Consider the following 16,186-nt stretch of genomic DNA (forward strand, 5'->3'; position numbering starts at 1 on the left):
GCTCTAGGCGGGCGTGAGCATGCAATATGTGCGCCGCAGCATGCCCCTGCCGCGGTGCGGTAGGCGGTCGCATCCATTGCCGGCTACGCCTTGGGTGGTCGACCGGACGGCGTGCTGCCTATCGATTGGTCGCTAAGTGCCCGGATGCACAGGGAATTGGCATTCCTCCCGCAGAACAACGCTTCCTGTTTTCGCGATGGTTCCGGAGGTGGAACTGAGGTTAGCGTCGGCGATCAGACAAGAGGCCGCGCTGCATGTCGAAAAAGCCGTTCCATCTCGGATGGTTCACCAACTTCGCCGTCGATGAATGGTCTGGAGCCTTCAATGGCGGAGGCGGCGATCCGTGGGATGGCGGCTTCTATATCGACATGGCGAAGGCCATGGAGCGCGCCTGCTTCGACTACATCATGCTCGAAGACACGCTGATGATTTCGGAAGCCTATGGCGGCAGCAACGAGATCTATCTGAAGCACAACATCATGGGGCCGAAGGCGGACCCGTCGCCGCTGGCGGCGCTGATCGGTGCCAGCACCAGCCGTCTCGGCGTGGTGGCGACGTTCTCCACCATGGCCTATCCGCCCTTCATGCTGGCGCGGCTGTGCTCGACGCTCGACAGCGTCTGCAAGGGCCGCTTCGGCTGGAACATCGTGACGTCGGGCGAGAACCTCGCCGCCGAGAATTTCGGCCTCGCCGAACTGCCGCCGCGCCAGGAGCGCTACGACATGGCGGACGAGTATGTGCGGCTCTGCCTGAAATTGTGGGGGAGCTGGGACGCCGACGCAGTGGTGCGCGACCGTGCGAGCGGCACCTATGCCGACGCCTCCAAGGTGCGGCCGATTCATTTCGAGGGCAAGTACTTCAAGTCGCGCGGCCCGCTGAACTGTGCACCGTCGCCGCAGGGCCGGCCGGCCTTCGTGCAGGCCGGTGGCTCGCCGCGCGGACGGCAGTTCGCGGCGGAGACTGCGGACAGCATCATCGCGCCGTCCATGGGTGTCGCCGGCCTCAAGGCCTATCGCGACGATGTCCGCGCCCGCGCCGCGGCGGCGGGGCGTAACCCCGACGACATCAAGGTGCTGTTCGTGGTGGCGCCGATCCTCGGCGAGACCGAGAAGGATGCGTGGGAGAAGGCCGAGCGCATCCGCTCAGCCCCCGATTATTGCGAGAAGGCGCTGGCGATGATCTCCTCGATCACCGACATCGACTTCTCCAAATTCGACCTCGACGCCGAATTGCCGAAGCTCACCACCAATGGCGAGCAGGGCTCGCTCGACGCCTTCGCGCAGTGGGGCAGCGGCAAGACGCTGCGCCAGCTCACCATGGAACAGGTGTCGCGCGGCCTCGACGGACTGATCGGCACGCCGGACCAGGTGGCCGAGCGGCTTGGCGAGGTGATGGAGCAGGTCGGCGGTGACGGCTTCCTGATCACCCGGCCTTTCACCGTCAATATCAGCCGCCAATATATCCATGACATCTGCGAGGGGCTGGTCCCGGCGCTGCAGCGCCGCGGCCTGGCGCGCACCAGCTACACCAAGACCACGCTTCGCGAGACTTTGCGGGAGTTCTGACCCATGCGCACCGTCGATGAGGGGACAGGGATGAGCTCGGCCAATTCCGACACGTCTTTGCGGGGAGGCCAAGCCTTTCCGCCTCTCGAGCGCCAGTTGTTCCGCGATGGTATGGCCAAGCTGGCGGCGGCGGTGAACATTATCACCAGCATCAGTGAGAATGGACGCTGCGGCTTCACTGCCTCGGCGGTGTGCAGCGTCACCGACAGCCCGCCGACACTGCTGGTCTGCATCAACAAGAACAGCCAGTCGCATCCGGTCATCACCAGCAGCCAGGTGCTGTGTGTCAACACCGTAGCCGGGCCGCACGAGGACCTGTCCATGGCTTTTGCCGGCGGCGTGAAGGACATGGGCGAGCGCTTCGCGGTCGGCGATTGGACCACGCTGGTGACCGGCGCGCCGGTCTTGCGGGAAGCGACTGTCGCCTTCGATTGCCGCGTGACACGGGTCGCCGAGGTCGGTACCCACGATGTGGTGTTCTGCGAGGTGCTGGCGATCCATGAGGGCGGCAGCATGGGTGGCCTGATCTATTTCGGGCGCAAATTCCACCGGCTTGGCTGAACACCGGCGCGGTATCGAAACGAGGGCAGCATGACCACCGGCGACAGCCTGACCACCATCGACGTGAAGACCTTCTGGCGCACGCTGGGCGAACGGGCCACCGGCATGACCATCGTCACCGCGCAAAGCGATGAGGGCCCGGCCGGCTTCCTCGGCCTCTCCGCCTCGCATGTCACCGCGGATCCCGCGACCATGCTGGTCTCGATCGATCGGAAGACCAGCGCGCTGGCTGGTGTGCTGGCCAAGCGGCACTTCGCGGTGAATTTCCTGCCCGCCGATGCCGGCCATGTCGCCGACGCCTTCTCCGGCAAGGCCGGGCTCTCGGGTGCGGACCGTTTCCTTGCCGGCGAGTGGGGCGAACTGGCGACCGGGGCGCCGGTGTTCAACAAGGCGCTCGGCGTGTTCGACTGCGTGGTCGACGACGTGATCGAGCGTGGCAGCATCTCCATCGTCATCGGCACGGTGGTGGCGGCGCGAGCGTCTGGCGAGGGCGAGCCGCTGGTGTTCTTCCGCGGGAAGACGTTTGCCGGGTTCGGGGCGGTCTAGGAAACGAACCTCATCCTGAGGTGCTCGCGTAGCGAGCCTCGAAGGATGCTGAAGCAGAAGACGGCCATCTGGGATGGGCATCCTTCGAGGCCCGGCTTTGCCGGGCACCTCAGGATGAGGTCGTCTTTAGTGCAATATCTGCGCAAGGAATTCCCGTAGCCGCTCAGTGCGCGGCGCGGTGAAGAAGGCGTCCGCCGGCGCGCTCTCCACGATCTGCCCCTCGCTCATGAAGATGCAGCGGTCGGCGACGCGGCGGGCGAAGCCCATTTCGTGGGTCACGCAGATCATGGTGACACCGCCGCCGGCGAGTTCCTCCATCACCTCCAGCACTTCCTTGACCATCTCCGGGTCCAGCGCCGAGGTCGGCTCGTCGAACAGCATGATCGGCGGTTCCATGCACAGCGCGCGGGCGATGGCGACGCGCTGCTGCTGGCCGCCGGAGAGGCGTACCGGGTATTTGTGCGCCTGCTCGGCAACGCGCACGCGCTCCAGATACTTCATGGCGATCTTGTCGGCCTGTTCCTTGGCGAGGCCGCGATTGAGCTTGAGTGCCAGCGTGCAATTCTCCAGCGCGGTGAGATGCGGAAACAGGTTGAAGTGCTGGAACACCATGCCGACTTCCAGCCGCACATCCTGGATGGCGGAGGGATCACCGCTCACCTCGATGCCGTTGACCCGGATTCGTCCGGCGCTGTGCGGCTCCAGCCGATTGATGCAGCGGATCAGCGTCGACTTGCCGGAGCCGGACGGCCCGCAAATCACGATCTTCTCGCCGCGATGCACGTCGAGGTCGATGCCGGCGAGCGCGTGATGCGTGCCGTACCATTTCTCCAGGCCCGCAATGGCGATGGCCACTGGGCGCGTATCCATGGGGGCGCTCACAGCACCTCCTTGCCGATGCGGATCGCGCGCGGCTTGCGGACGGTGCGCGTGGCGGGTTCTTCCACATTGTGCCGGTCGAGATGATCGCCCCACACCCGGAAGCCGAGGCGCACCGTGTTCACGAAGGCCCAATAGAGCGCGGCGGCGCACAGGATGGGGGTGAAGGGATCATAGGTCTGCTCGAAGATGCCGTTCGCCACCGCGGTGAGATCGGTGATGGTGACAACGCTGACAATGGCGGTGCCCTTGATGAAGCTCACCACCTCGTTTTGGTAGGCTTTGAGCCCATAGCGTATGGCGAGCGGCATGCGGACATAGAGGAAGACGTTGCGCGGCGAGATGCCGAGCGCCTGGCTCGCCTCGACCATGCCGGCCGGCACGGCGAGTAGGGCGCCTCGCAGCACCTCGGCCATGAAGGCCGCGTGGTTGAGGCTGAAGGCGACGATGGCGCAGCCGAAGGCGCTGCCGAACAGCAGCCAGAGCGGACCGTTGCGCAGCGCCTCGATCTGGCCGAAGCCGTAATAGACGAGGTAGAGCAGGATCAGCACCGGCGCGCCGCGGAAGAAAACGATGAAAGTCCCCGCGAACTGGCGGACCCAGGCGCGCTCCGACATACGGGCGAAGCATATCGGGAAGGCCAGCACCAGCCCGCAGGCGAGCGAGAGGAGGGTGATCGCCACCGTCATCGTCAGCCCGCGCAGCAGCGCCGGGAAACTGTCGTAGGCGAGCGCAAGGTCGATCGGGAGCCCGCTCATGCTTTCGCCCGCGCGCGCCCGCGCTCAAGCCGGATCTCCAGTGCATCGGCGATCTTGAGCGTGAGGCCGCTGAACAGGATGAAGAACAGCGCGGTGGCGATGAAGAAGATGAACGGCTCCTTGGTGGCGCCGGCCGCGATCTTCGCCGCGCCCACCAGATCGTGCAGCCCGGCGAGCGAGACCAGCGGCGTCTCCTTCAGCATGAACATCCACAGATTGACGAGGCCCGGCAGGGCGAGCCGCATCACCTGGGGCATGATCACCCGCCACCACATGATGAAGCGCGGGATGGCGAGCGCGCGGGCGCCTTCAAACTGGCCCCTGGGCAGGTTGCCGACCGCGCCGCGGATCAGCTCGGCGATGTAGGCGGCATAGACGATGGAGAGCGCGGCGACGCCCGCGCCGAACGGCGACACGTCGGGGGCCAGATCGCCGAGCACGGCGGTGAGCATGGCGCTGCCGCCATAGAAGATCAGGAAGATCACCAGCAGCGAGGGCACGCCCATGAAGATCGAGGCATAGACGCGCCAGATCGCCTCGGTGATGCGGCTGCCCGAGAGTGTCGCGATCGCAATCAGCATGCCGAACAGCATCGCCAGCGCGAAGCTCAGCAGGAACAGCTCCATGGTGACGAGCGCCCCCGCGGCGAGCTGGCCGAGATAGCCGTAGAGCTGCGCCCCGGAGAGGCTCGTCCAGAGGCTCATTGCGCTGTCCCCGCTGCTGCTTCGAGAGGGTTCAGTTCACCTTGTCGACGCAGGCGCCCTCGGCGGTGATCGTCGGCACCGGAACCCACTTCTTGCGGATCTTGGTATAGGTGCAGTCGGCGATGATCTCGGCGAGCGTGGCGTTGACGCGCTTCGCCAGTTCCTCGCTCTTCTTCGGTACGATCCAGCTATAGCCGCGCTCGGCTTCCGGGATCGCCGGGTCGCCGAGCCAGTGGTCGCCGCCGGTGAGCTTGTAATCCTTGCCCTCGGGCTTGGCGATGAGCTCCAGCGTCCAGTTGATCTTGGAATCGAAGACCAGGTCGAGACGACCGGCCAGCAGGTCAAGCTTCATCTGGTCCGGGTTGTCGTAATAAACATAGGTGAATTCGTCGCCGAAGCGGTCCTGGATGTACTTCACCATCGAAGCGCCACGCTGCAGGGCGATCCGCAGCTTCTTCCCGGCCATGCCTTCCTTGGTATAGGTGTAGTCGCTCGACTTCGGCGCAATGAAGGTTGCCGGGTTGTAGACGATCGGCGTCAGGAACAGCACCTTGTCCTTGCGCTCCGGGGTCGGCGCGATCTGGGTCGCGATCATGTCGAACTTGCCCTGCAGCATGGAAGGGATCAGCGCCTTGAAATCCATGGCGACGATCTCGCAATCGGCCTTCATGCGCTTGCACACCTCGCGCGCAAGCTCCGGCTCCATGCCGGTGAGCTTGCCGTCGGAATCGACGATGCTGAAGGGCGGGTAGACGCCCTCATTGCCGAGCCGGAGCTTCTCGGCCTCGGCGCCGGTGAGGCTGCCCGCCAGCAGCAACGAAGCGGCCGTGAGGCTGCCGAGCGTGCGGAGGAAACGAACCGGCTTAAGCGTCTTTGCATGCATCGGCGTGAATCCTTGGCTGGAAGGAGGGGGTCAGAATTCGAGGAGGTTGTCGCGCAGGTGGGCATGCTCATAGGCACGGCGGGTGAGGCCGCGTTGCTGCAGGACCGGGACCAGCCCGTCCATGATGGTGGCGACCGAGCGGCGGCTGACATCGCCGAGCACCAGCAGGAAGCCGTCGCCGCCGACCTCCTGCATGATCTCGTCCATCTGGCTCGCCACGCTGTCCGGCGTGCCGACCACATCGACGCAATAGCCGACGCTGACATGGTCGATAATGGCCTGGCGCAGCGACTTGTCGCCGGCCCGCGTGAGGAATTGCGAGAGGCTGGACTGGTGGCCATTGGTGGTCAGCGTCAGCTGGCTGACCGGGGTGTCGAGGTCGCAGCCGGAGAGATCGAGATTGGTGCTCCAGCCGAAGCGGGCGAGCCTCGCCTCGATGTTCTTCTCCGCCGAAACACGGCGCTGCTCCGCGTACCAATGCGCCTGTTCCTCGGTCTCGGCGACGATCGGCGAGAGCAGGAACAGCACCTTGCAATCGTTCGGGTCGCGGCCGAGCTCGGCCATCTGGGCACGCACATCGTCGCGGTACTGCTTCATGGCGGCGATGCCGTTCGGCGCGGCGACGATGGTGTCGGCGTGGGTGGCCGCGATGGTGCGCCCGCTCCGGGAGCCGCCGGCCTGCGCGATCACCGGCAGGCCCTGCGGGCAGGGGCCGGAATTCAGCGGGCCGCGGGAGCGGTAATATTGCCCCTCATAGTCGATGGTGTGGACCTTGGCAGGATCGATCAGCACGCCGGTCTCGCGATTGGCGACGATGGCGCCGGGCTCCCAGGAACCCCAGAGCTGCTTGACGATCTCGATATATTCCTGCGCCATCACATAGCGCTGGTCATGCTCCGGGAGCTTGTCCATGCCGAAATTCTGCGCGGAAAAGTCGGAGCTGCCGGTCACCATGTTCCACCCAGCACGGCCGCTGGATACCTGGTCGAGCGAGCCGACGATGCGCGCGGTGAGGTACGGGTGGTAGGCGAAGGTCGAGAGCGTCGGCACGATGCCGAGCCGCTTGGTGGCGGCGGCCATCAGGGTTGCGACAACGGACGGTTCCTGACGCGGTACGCAGATGCCGCCTTCCAGGAATATGTCGCGCGAATTTCGCCAATTCTGGCCGACATAGATCGAATCTTCGATCAGAATATAGTCAAAGCAGGCGCGTTCCATGCCGCGCACCAGGTCCAGGAACATGTCCGGGACCATCCAGTCCTCGCTGATATTGCCCGTCCAGGGCTCACCCCAGGCCTGAATGCTCGAGCCTTGAAGAAACCAGGCAAGGTGGAAGGGATTCGCAGACATTCTATACCTTCGACACAGATGAGATGCGCACTGTAACCTCTGGCCGCAAATGACAACCTTCAGTTACATTTGCGGTCGTACAGTCGAGGCTAGCGGAGGTGCGAAAGGGCGAATATCGCCAAGAGGCAAAGCATTATTCGGCTGCGCAAATTCGAGGCATGCCTACCAATTCGGCTAGCCGACTATTTTTCGGACAATTGCGTAATGCGTGGAACCGCGTCTTCTCGGCATTCCCCCGGGCCGGGGCGTGGCGGGTCCGCGCGGATCCGGAAACCTCAAAGGCATCTTCCGGCACGCGCTCAGTTGCGCCGCTCGCCGGATGGCTTACATTCCTGCCAACAAAACCTTTGGAATTCCCGCCTATGAGTTATGTGGAAGCGGCAAATGCGCCGCTGCGTAAGACCGGCCATATCAAGCTGCACGGGCCCGAAGGCTTCGCCGGCATGCGCCGCGCCGGGCGGCTCGCCGCCGAGGCGCTGGACCTGGTGCACGAAATGGTCGCACCGGGCGTGACCACGGACGCCATCGACAGGCTGGTGTTCGAGTTCGGCATGGACAACGCCGCCTATCCGGCGACGCTAATGTATCGCGGCTACCGCAAATCGACCTGCACCTCGATCAATCATGTGGTCTGCCACGGCATCCCGAACGACAAGCCGCTGCGCGAAGGCGACATCGTCAATGTCGACGTGACGCTGATCTTCGATGGCTGGCATGGCGATTCCAGCCGCATGTACCCGGTGGGGCCGATCCCGCGCCGGGCCGAGCGGCTGCTCGACGTCACCTATGAATCGATGATGCGCGGCATCAAGGCGATCCGGCCGGGCGCCCATGTCGGCGATATCGGCGCGGCGATCCAGGATTTCGTCGAGCCGTACCATATGAGCGTGGTGCGCGACTTCTGCGGCCACGGCCTCGGCCAGTTGTTCCATGACGAGCCGAACGTCGTCCATGTCGGCCGGCGCGGCGAGGGCCCCGAATTGCTGCCGGGGATGATCTTCACCGTGGAGCCGATGATCAATCTCGGCCGCCCGCACGTGAAGGTGCTCTCCGACGGCTGGACCGCGGTGACCCGCGACCGTTCGCTCTCCGCGCAGTTCGAGCATTCGGTGGGCGTCACCGAGAACGGCGTCGAGATCTTCACGCTGTCGCCCAAGGGCTATCACAAGCCGGTGTTCGGCACGCCGCTATGAGTGCTGCGGCGGACGACGCGGACGAGGACGAGCCGAACATCGCGCGTCCGAAATCCGGCGCCGGTCTCGCCGAGGCGGCCGTCCCGCATTTCGTCGGTCATCGCGAGCGGCTGCGCGAACGCTTCCGCCAGGCCGGCGGCGAGGCGCTGCCGGATTACGAGTTGCTGGAGCTGGTGCTGTTCCGCGCCGTGCCGCGGGCAGATGTGAAGCCGCTCGCCAAGCAGCTGATCCAGTATTTCGGCTCCTTCGCCGAGGTCGTCTCCGCGCCGCCAAAAAGGCTGCGCGAGGTGAAGGGGGTCGGCGAGGCCATCGTCACCGAGCTGAAGCTGATCGGCGCGTCCGTGGAGCGGGTGACCCGCGGCAAGGTGCGCGCCCGCGCCGTGCTCTCCTCCTGGAGCGCGGTGATCGAGCATTGCCGCGCCTCCATGGCGTTCGCCGACCATGAGCAGTTCCGCATCCTGTTCCTCGACAAGCGCAACCAGCTGATCGCCGACGAGGTGCAGCAGCGCGGCACGGTGGACCACACCCCGGTCTATCCGCGCGAGGTGGTGAAGCGGGCACTGGAACTGGCGGCGAGCGCCGTCATACTGGTGCACAACCATCCGAGCGGCGACCCGACACCATCGAACGCCGACATCCAGATGACCAAGACCATCATCGATGTGGCGAAGCCGCTGGGCATCGAGGTGCACGACCACATCATCGTCGGCAAGGACGGCCACGCCAGCCTCAAGGGGCTGCGGCTGATCTGAGCTCCGCCCTCATCGGCCGGGCGACTGCGGCCGACCACGCGGCGCGCGGCTCAGCCCTTCTGGAGCGTGCCGACGATCTTTTGGTTGAACGTTCGGCAGACCGCCTCGAGCTCGGCCGGATCGTAATTGGCGGGTAATGCCGCCATTGCGCGGAAGAAGTCGTGGTGCCGCGCCGGCGTCGACACCAGCACCTGGATTGCATCGGATTGCTGCAGGTTCACGAAGCCGTGGACGTCGCCGCCCTTCACTGCCACGAAGTCGCCAGCGTGAACGTCGAAAGTGCTGTCTCCCACGGTAAAGCGCAGCGTTCCCGCGGACACGAGAAAGATCTTGTCCTCGTCATAGGAGATATGCGGCGGTGCACCGAATTTCGGCGTCACCGTCATGCGCATGACCGTGACCTTGCCGTCGTCGCCGGCGATGATCTCGGTCGTCAGGCCGGCGAAGCTCACGACGTCGCTGCTCTCGATCCTGCCGCTTTTCATGATGTGTCTCCATCAAAGTGTCGATGGGGACATAGTTGGGTGGGGCCGCTGTGCGCTCCAGCGGGCAATTCCTATCTACACTGTCCAGCAGGATGGACAGTATGGACCTCAATGCCGTCCGGACATTCATCGAAGTCGTGCGGGCCGGCGGTTTCTCGGCAGCGGCACGCCGGCTCGGCATGCCGCGTTCCACCGTCAGCCTGCGCGTGCGGACACTGGAGGAGGCCTTGGGCGTGCGGTTGTTCAAGCGCTCGACCCGCGCCGTTGCCCTGACAGAGGAGGGGCGGGCGCTGTTCGACGGGGCGGCCGCGGCGCTTGGCGCGCTCGCCGAGACGGTCACCTCGATTGGCGCGGTCGGTGGCGAGCTCAAAGGTCCGATCCGCGTGACCGCGCCGGCGGATTTTCCCACCCGCTTCCTGGCGGAGGCGATCGGGAGCTTCCGCGCCCGGCATCCCCGGGTCACCTTCGAGGTCATCCTCGGCAACGCGCTGCTCGACCTCGTGTCGGACAATATCGACATCGCGCTGCGGATCGGGATCGCCAATCCTCAGGACGCCGTCATGCGCCCGGTGTTCGCGGCCGAATACGGCCTGTTCGCGAGCCCCGGCTACCTTCAACAGCATGGGGAGCCGACAACGCTCGCGGAGGTGCGGACGCTGATCGTGCCGCCGCGCGAGATGCGCAGCTTCCTCGAGCGTCGCGTCTTCTGCGCCGCTTTTCCAGCCGAGCCGGCCATCCAGGCGAACAATTTTCTCCTGATCCGAGACCTTGCCACGGCAGGACATGGAGTGGGTGTGCTGCCGGTCGGGCTGTGCATGCCGGACGTCGAGCAGGGCAGGCTGCGGCGCACTCTTCCGAACATTTCCGGCGCGGTGACGATGAGCTTGTCATTTCCGAACCGCGCCGACATGAGCGAGCGGGTCCGGGCGTTCGCCGACCATTGGGCGCGACAATTGCCGCAATCGCGCCCGGTGACCGCTGCCCGATCCAGCTGACCGGCGCGGTGGCCCAATCGAGGGAGACCGTGGACGGACTAGAGCCCTTATCGTTCGGATGGAACATCCGAACGATAAGGGCTCTAGATTCAATAAGCTGGAGCAATTCCTCTTCGACCAGATGATTCCATCTGATCGGGAAATGCTCTAGCGCCACAAATTGGATCTGGCGAGATCGATGACTTCGTCGGCGCGGCCGTTCATCACGGCTTTCACCATGTAGAGCGTGAAGCCTTTCGCCATGTCCAGCGTCACCGCAGGAGGCATGGCAAGCTCGGTGCGGTTCACCACGGCATCGACCAGAACCGGCCCGTCATGCTCGAATGCGGCCTTGATCCCGGCATCGACATCGGCCGGATCCTCGATCCGGATCCCGCGCACGCCAACCGCCTCGGCCATGGCTGCGAAGTTCGGATTCTTGAGTTCGGTGCCGGTTTCGAGAAAGCCGGTGGATTTCTGCTCGAGCTCGATGAAGCCGAGCGAGCTGTTGTTGAAGACAACCACCTTCACCGGCAGATTGAGCTGCACGAGGCTCAGGAAATCGCCCATCAGCATGGCGAAGCCGCCGTCACCGGACAGCGAGATTGTCTGCCGGCCGGGGAACGCCGCCTGGGCACCGATGGCCTGTGCCATCGCATTGGCCATGGAGCCGTGCCAGAACGAGCCGAGAAGCCGTCGGCTCCCGTTCATCGCAAGGTAGCGCGCGGCCCATACCGTCGGCAGGCCGACGTCGCAGGTGAAGATGGCGTCCTGCGCAGCGTGATCGCTGATGGCCTTGGCGACCTGCTGCGGATGGAGCAACTTCTTGCCGGGCACGCCCACCGCCAGATCATCCAGCGCCCGGCGTGTCTTGGCATAATGCGCTTGCGCCTGCGCGAGATGTGCGCCGTCCGTGTTTAGATCAAGCAGCGGCAGCAGCGCTTTGAGCGTCGCGCGAACGTCGCCCACCACGCCCAGATCCACCGGGGTGCGCCGGCCGATCTGCTCCGGGCGCAGGTCGACCTGGGCGATGCGCACGCCGGCCCCTTCAGGATAGAATTGCCGATAGGGAAAATCGGTGCCGAGCATCAGCAGGACATCGCAATCGCGCATGGCGTAATAGCCGGACGAAAAGCCGATCAGCCCGGTCATGCCGACGTCATAGGGGTTCTCCCACGCGACGTGCTCCTTGCCGCGCAGCGCGTGCACCATGGGTGCCTTGAGACGTTCGCCGAGTGCCAGCAACTCCTCATGCGCGCCCTGGCATCCGGAGCCGCACAATATGGTCACGCGCCCGCCGCCATTGAGCAGTGCCGCCAGTCGCTCAAGGTCGGCCTTTGCCGGCATCACGACCGGCGCCGCCGGCAGCAGGCCCGCGATCTTGGGCGGCGGGGCGGCGGAGGCGGGTTGCAGCGCCACGTCGCCGGGCATAACCACCACCGACACGCCGCGCTTGCCAACCGCCGCGCGGATGGCGACTTCGAGCGTGCGCGGCATCTGGTTGGCGCCGGAGACGAGTTCGCAATAATGGCTGCACTCGCGGAACAGATCCTCCGGACGGGTTTCCTGGAAATAGCCGCTGCCGATCTCGGCCGATGGAATGTGCGCGGCGATGGCGAGCACGGGCACGCGGGAGCGCTGACAGTCGAAGAGGCCATTGATGAGGTGCAGGTTGCCGGGGCCGCAGCTGCCGGCGCAGACCGCCAGTTCTCCCGTCAGGTGCGCTTCGGCCCCCGCGGCGAAGGCGGCAACTTCCTCATGCCGGACATGGACCCATTCGATCTTGCCCTGTCGACGCACCGAATCCGTCAGGCCGTTCAGGCTATCTCCAACGATGCCATATATCCGCTTGACGCCGACGGCGGCGAGGGTTTCGGCGAATTGGTCCGCGACGGTCTTCATGACTTTGCTCCTTGGAAGGGCGATGCGGCGAGCCAGGGCGTCCAGGGTATGCGATTGCTGTTCGGTACGCCGACCATAGCTGAGGATGCTGGGTGGGCCGACCATACGTTGGGATGGCGCTCCGCCCCCTTACATACCGCCCGAAACCGCCACAGATGCGGCGTATCACCGGCAACCCACTGACGCAGCCGAGGGAAACCATCGCCATGAACACGCCGTCGCTCGCCGCATTCGTCGTTGCGCTTCTCGCGCCGCTTTCAGCGGCGTCGACCGCAAGCGCCCAGGTGCCCCAGCAAGTGCCGGACGCGATCGCGGCTCCAACCGAGACCCTGATTGCCACGGCTCACGCCGAGGGTGCCCAGATCTACGACTGCAAGGCCGATGCGGGCGGACAACTCGTCTGGCAGTTCCGCGAGCCGATCGCGACACTCCTCATCGACGGCAAGACGGTTGGGCGGCATTACGCCGGTCCGACCTGGGAAATGCTCGACGGCAGTGCGGTGGTCGGCAAGCAGGCCGCTCGTGCTCCGGGTGCGACACCGGAAGACATTCCATGGTTGAAGCTCGATGTTGCGTCGAGCCGCGGCACCGGCAGGCTCAGCGGCGTCACGACGGTCCAGAGGCTCAACACCAAAGGCGGGGTCGCCGTCGGGCAGTGCGACACGGCCGGAGCGTTGCGGAGCGTGCCCTACTCGGCCGACTACACATTCCTCAAGAAAGGTAGTTGATCCTTATCGAAGCCGAGGCGGTTGCTTGTTGGTCGCATCTATGGCTAGCTTCCAGGAAAATATAATCCGGGAGGTCACGCCAATGTCCTTCGCTTCGATACTGCGCTCAATAGGCAGATACCTGCGCGCAAGCTTCTGCGTCGCGGGTTCGGCATATTGCGTACACGATATGGATCCGCGAAAACTCGACCGGACGCCTTAGCACATATCGTCATCCCGGACGGCCGCAAGGCCGATCCGGGATCGCTGAAAGTGCCGAGCGGGACTTCACGCGATCCCGGCTCTCCGCCCTTCGGGCTGCGGCCGGGATGACGCCAGTACACTAGGCGGCGTCTGGTGCGGCGAGCAGTTCGAGGCTGCGCTGGAGCGCGGCCTGCGAGATGTTGCGGGTGATGAAGACGATGCGCGTCGAGTGATCCGCGCTCGGCCAGGCGGCGAGGTGCACCGGCGGATGCACCACCTGCTGCACCGCATGCACCACCATCGGCCCGTCCTCCCCCCTCACATTGACGATGCCCTTCATCCGGAGCAGGTCGTTGCCGCGCAGCGACAGCACCGAGTTCAGCCAGCGGCGTAGTGCGTCGCGCGCGATTGGCGTGTCGAGCGTGACGGCGAAGGCCTTGATCGCGGCGTCGTGGTGGCTGTGGCCGTGGTGATGGTCGTGATCGTGATCGTGATCGTGATGATGGTGGTGATGATCGTGGCCGTGCTCGAATGCTTCCGCCTTCAGCCAGCGCTGGACATTGCTTCCGTCGCCTGAGGGCGCCTCCGGCGCGCGCTCGAACAGGTCTGCCGGCGACAAGTGCCCGTGCAGAACCTCGACGATCTCGGCACCCGGGTTCAGCCGGTGCAGCCGCTCGCACAGCGCTGCGGTCGTCGCCGCCTCGCCAATGTCGGCCTTGGTGACGAGCAGCACGTCGGCGAGCGCCACCTGCCGTCCCGCTTCCTCGAAACCGTCGAGCTGCGCGCCGCCATTCACCGCATCGACTGTCGTCACCACCGCCCGCAGCCGGAACAGCCCGGCAAGAGTCGGCTCGGTGGCGAACAGTTGCACGATGGAGGTCGGGTCGGCGAGGCCGGTGGTCTCGATCAATATGCGCGAGAAGGGCGGGACCTCGCCCCGCGCCTCCTTGCCCTTGAGGTCGGACAGCGTGTCGACGAGATCGCCGCGCACCGAGCAGCAGATGCAGCCGCTCTGCAGCACAACGGCGTTCTCGACCGCGCTCTCCACCAGCAGATGATCGATGGCGACATCGCCGAACTCGTTGATGATGACGGCGGTGTCCGTCATCGCCGGGTCGCGCAGCAGATTGTTCAGCAAGGTGGTCTTGCCGCTGCCGAGAAACCCGGTGACCAGCGTGATCGGGATCATCGCGCTCGCGCCATCCGTCATGGTGCCGCCCTCAGTGTCTGGCTCAGAATCACAATCGCCGTGCCGCGATGGCGACTTCCCCCTCTCCCGAGGGGAGAGGGGGAGTAAGAGCTGATTCTCAGATGTCGAGTTCCAGCACATAGAGCCCGCCAATGTGGCGGTCGACGCAATAGACGATGCCGTTCTCGTCGACATAGACGTCGTTGATCTGCGCGGTACCGGCACGCGAACCCTTCGGCGTCGCCGGCACGAAGGCCGCAACCTCGCGAGGCTGGAGCGGGTTGTTGATGTCGTGGACCCGCAAGCCGCCATTGAACATGGTCGAGAAGATCAGCGTGTCGGAGCGCAGCGCGGTGTCGCGCGGCGGGTTCTCATGGAGGTTGTGGCAGCCGAAGCGCCCGCCCTTGCGGGCATATTCCTCGACCGGCGGCATCGGCAGCGTCGAGATCGGGACGAGATTGTCTTCCTTGCGGGCGTCGACCAGCCAGTTGAGCTTCGGCCAGTCGAGACCGTTGTCGTGCACGCATTCATGGGTGACGACCAGCAATTCGCGGCTGAACAGCGGCATCACCGTGTGGGTGAAGCCGGGGAAGGGCGGGTTCGGATTGAACGCCGAGATCACCTTCGGACGCGACTTGTCGGAGATGTCCATCACATAGCCGCCGCCGTCGATATAGCCGAGATAGCAGCGGTCCGGACGCTCCGGATAGACATTGGTGTTGTGGGCGCGCACGCCGCTGTCGATGGCGAGGCGAGTCGGCGGTGCGGCATCGTCGCCGTCCATGGTGCCGGGCTGCCACCAGCGGCCGGCCTCGATCGGCTTCGAGGGATCGCGCACGTCGATGATGCGGTAGACCTGGTCGTCCTTCTGGTTGCGCGGCTTGAGATCGGCAGCGCCGGAAGCGCAATGGATATATTCGCCATCGACGAACCACACCTGGTGGACGCCGCGCGAATAGGGGCCGGAACAATCGAAGAAGCTGATGGAGCGCGGATTCTCCGGCACCGAGATATCGAACAGTTCGATGCCCGCCGGCTTCAGGCCCGGCTCATAGGTCTGGTAGGCGACGGCCATGATGTTGCCGACCGTCTCCAGCGAGTTGGAGCGCACCTTGTTGTGCGGCAGGTCGGTCTGCACGACGACGCGGGGATTGCGCGGATCGGTGACATCGACGCCGGTGAAGTTCTTCGGCGGGCCTTCATGGGCCATCCACATGATGCGCCGGCCATCGGGCGCGCGCTGCAGCGACATGCCCTCGCCGACGCCGCCGAAACCGGCGAGCAAATCATGCCCGATCAGGCGCATGCCATTGATGAGGTCGGGCTTTCCGGCGGAATCCACAGCGGCATCGGCGAGCATAGGCGGTCATCCTCCCAATATGCGCCCTGCACGTAGTGCGTGCAATCGTTTGCAGGGCAGCTCTATGATTGTTAATATAAAGAATGTTCGAACATCGCGGATGAGTCAATGCAAGGGGCGGGTTTTATGAACGCGGGCGGCTTCGTGGCTGGACAAGGCCATAACGAGCGTTGG

16 protein-coding genes are annotated in these 16,186 nt (G+C 65.0%); 7 read left to right on the top strand and 9 right to left on the bottom strand.

What is annotated here, in order from left to right; all coding sequences use genetic code 11:
• The first annotated feature begins 254 nt into the window (after window positions 1-254).
• The 3 genes from G3545_RS24790 to G3545_RS24800 all read left to right on the top strand — a co-directional run bounded on the left by G3545_RS24790 (window position 255) and on the right by G3545_RS24800 (window position 2,672).
• On the top strand, window positions 255-1,565 hold the full coding sequence (locus G3545_RS24790) for an NtaA/DmoA family FMN-dependent monooxygenase (RefSeq protein ID WP_170016672.1): 1,311 nt from the start codon (window positions 255-257) through the stop codon (window positions 1,563-1,565).
• Window positions 1,566-1,661: 96 nt separating this feature from the next.
• On the top strand, window positions 1,662-2,126 hold the full coding sequence (locus tag G3545_RS24795) for a flavin reductase (protein WP_348644600.1): 465 nt from the start codon (window positions 1,662-1,664) through the stop codon (window positions 2,124-2,126).
• A 30-nt stretch (window positions 2,127-2,156) separates the two neighbouring features.
• Window positions 2,157-2,672 (top strand): flavin reductase family protein, encoded by a 516-nt coding sequence (locus G3545_RS24800; protein ID WP_170016674.1) that lies wholly within the window; start codon window positions 2,157-2,159, stop codon window positions 2,670-2,672.
• A gap of 126 nt (window positions 2,673-2,798) precedes the next feature.
• On the opposite strand, the gene G3545_RS24805 is transcribed toward G3545_RS24800, so the two are convergent.
• Genes G3545_RS24805 through G3545_RS24825 form a run of 5 tightly spaced genes read right to left on the bottom strand, consistent with a single transcriptional unit; the run spans window position 2,799 to window position 7,246 of the window.
• Window positions 2,799-3,542: an amino acid ABC transporter ATP-binding protein gene (locus tag G3545_RS24805; RefSeq protein ID WP_170016676.1), complete on the bottom strand. Its 744-nt coding sequence runs from the start codon at window positions 3,540-3,542 to the stop codon at window positions 2,799-2,801.
• Between the two features lie 8 nt (window positions 3,543-3,550).
• The gene (locus G3545_RS24810; protein WP_170016678.1) at window positions 3,551-4,309 is read right to left on the bottom strand and encodes an ABC transporter permease subunit; all 759 of its coding nucleotides are present in this window, start codon (window positions 4,307-4,309) and stop codon (window positions 3,551-3,553) included.
• On the bottom strand, window positions 4,306-5,013 hold the full coding sequence (locus G3545_RS24815) for an ABC transporter permease subunit (RefSeq protein ID WP_170016680.1): 708 nt from the start codon (window positions 5,011-5,013) through the stop codon (window positions 4,306-4,308). The genes G3545_RS24810 and G3545_RS24815 overlap by 4 nt, the downstream gene beginning before the upstream one ends.
• A 31-nt stretch (window positions 5,014-5,044) precedes the next feature.
• On the bottom strand, window positions 5,045-5,896 hold the full coding sequence (locus G3545_RS24820) for a transporter substrate-binding domain-containing protein (RefSeq protein WP_170016682.1): 852 nt from the start codon (window positions 5,894-5,896) through the stop codon (window positions 5,045-5,047).
• Window positions 5,897-5,926: 30 nt separating this feature from the next.
• Window positions 5,927-7,246, bottom strand: coding sequence for an NtaA/DmoA family FMN-dependent monooxygenase (locus G3545_RS24825; RefSeq protein ID WP_170016684.1), 1,320 nt, complete (start codon window positions 7,244-7,246; stop codon window positions 5,927-5,929).
• Window positions 7,247-7,608: 362 nt separating this feature from the next.
• Here G3545_RS24825 and map point away from each other — a divergent pair, with 362 nt between their 5' ends.
• Both map and radC read left to right on the top strand, forming a co-directional pair.
• Entirely contained in the window at window positions 7,609-8,439 is an 831-nt protein-coding gene (gene map / locus G3545_RS24830) for a type I methionyl aminopeptidase (RefSeq protein WP_170016686.1), read from the top strand.
• Window positions 8,436-9,191 (top strand): DNA repair protein RadC, encoded by a 756-nt coding sequence (gene radC, locus G3545_RS24835; RefSeq protein WP_170016688.1) that lies wholly within the window; start codon window positions 8,436-8,438, stop codon window positions 9,189-9,191. Before map ends, radC begins: the two co-directional genes overlap by 4 nt.
• A gap of 50 nt (window positions 9,192-9,241) precedes the next feature.
• Here the strand turns inward: radC and G3545_RS24840 are convergent, their stop codons facing one another.
• Complete coding sequence (locus G3545_RS24840; RefSeq protein ID WP_170016690.1) at window positions 9,242-9,643, bottom strand: cupin domain-containing protein; 402 nt, start codon at window positions 9,641-9,643, stop codon at window positions 9,242-9,244.
• 83 nt (window positions 9,644-9,726) lie between these two features.
• On the opposite strand from G3545_RS24840, the gene G3545_RS24845 reads away from it, so the two are divergent.
• The gene (locus G3545_RS24845; protein WP_170016692.1) at window positions 9,727-10,671 is read left to right on the top strand and encodes a LysR family transcriptional regulator; all 945 of its coding nucleotides are present in this window, start codon (window positions 9,727-9,729) and stop codon (window positions 10,669-10,671) included.
• A 147-nt stretch (window positions 10,672-10,818) separates the two neighbouring features.
• Here the strand turns inward: G3545_RS24845 and poxB are convergent, their stop codons facing one another.
• A complete protein-coding gene (poxB, locus tag G3545_RS24850) occupies window positions 10,819-12,552 on the bottom strand; it encodes a ubiquinone-dependent pyruvate dehydrogenase (RefSeq protein WP_170016694.1) in 1,734 nt (577 codons plus the stop codon).
• Between the two features lie 155 nt (window positions 12,553-12,707).
• Between poxB and G3545_RS24855 the strand changes: the two genes are divergently transcribed.
• A complete protein-coding gene (locus G3545_RS24855; RefSeq protein ID WP_246702560.1) occupies window positions 12,708-13,280 on the top strand; it encodes a DUF3455 domain-containing protein in 573 nt (190 codons plus the stop codon).
• 322 nt (window positions 13,281-13,602) lie between these two features.
• Here G3545_RS24855 and G3545_RS24860 read toward each other — a convergent pair whose 3' ends face one another.
• Complete coding sequence (locus G3545_RS24860) at window positions 13,603-14,673, bottom strand: GTP-binding protein (protein WP_170016695.1); 1,071 nt, start codon at window positions 14,671-14,673, stop codon at window positions 13,603-13,605.
• Between the two features lie 97 nt (window positions 14,674-14,770).
• A complete protein-coding gene (locus G3545_RS24865; RefSeq protein ID WP_246702561.1) occupies window positions 14,771-16,012 on the bottom strand; it encodes a hypothetical protein in 1,242 nt (413 codons plus the stop codon).
• Window positions 16,013-16,186: the final 174 nt, after the last annotated feature.

It is taken from the genome of Starkeya sp. ORNL1 (assembly GCF_012971745.1).
In the GTDB taxonomy this organism is placed as follows: Bacteria; Pseudomonadota; Alphaproteobacteria; order Rhizobiales; family Xanthobacteraceae; genus Ancylobacter.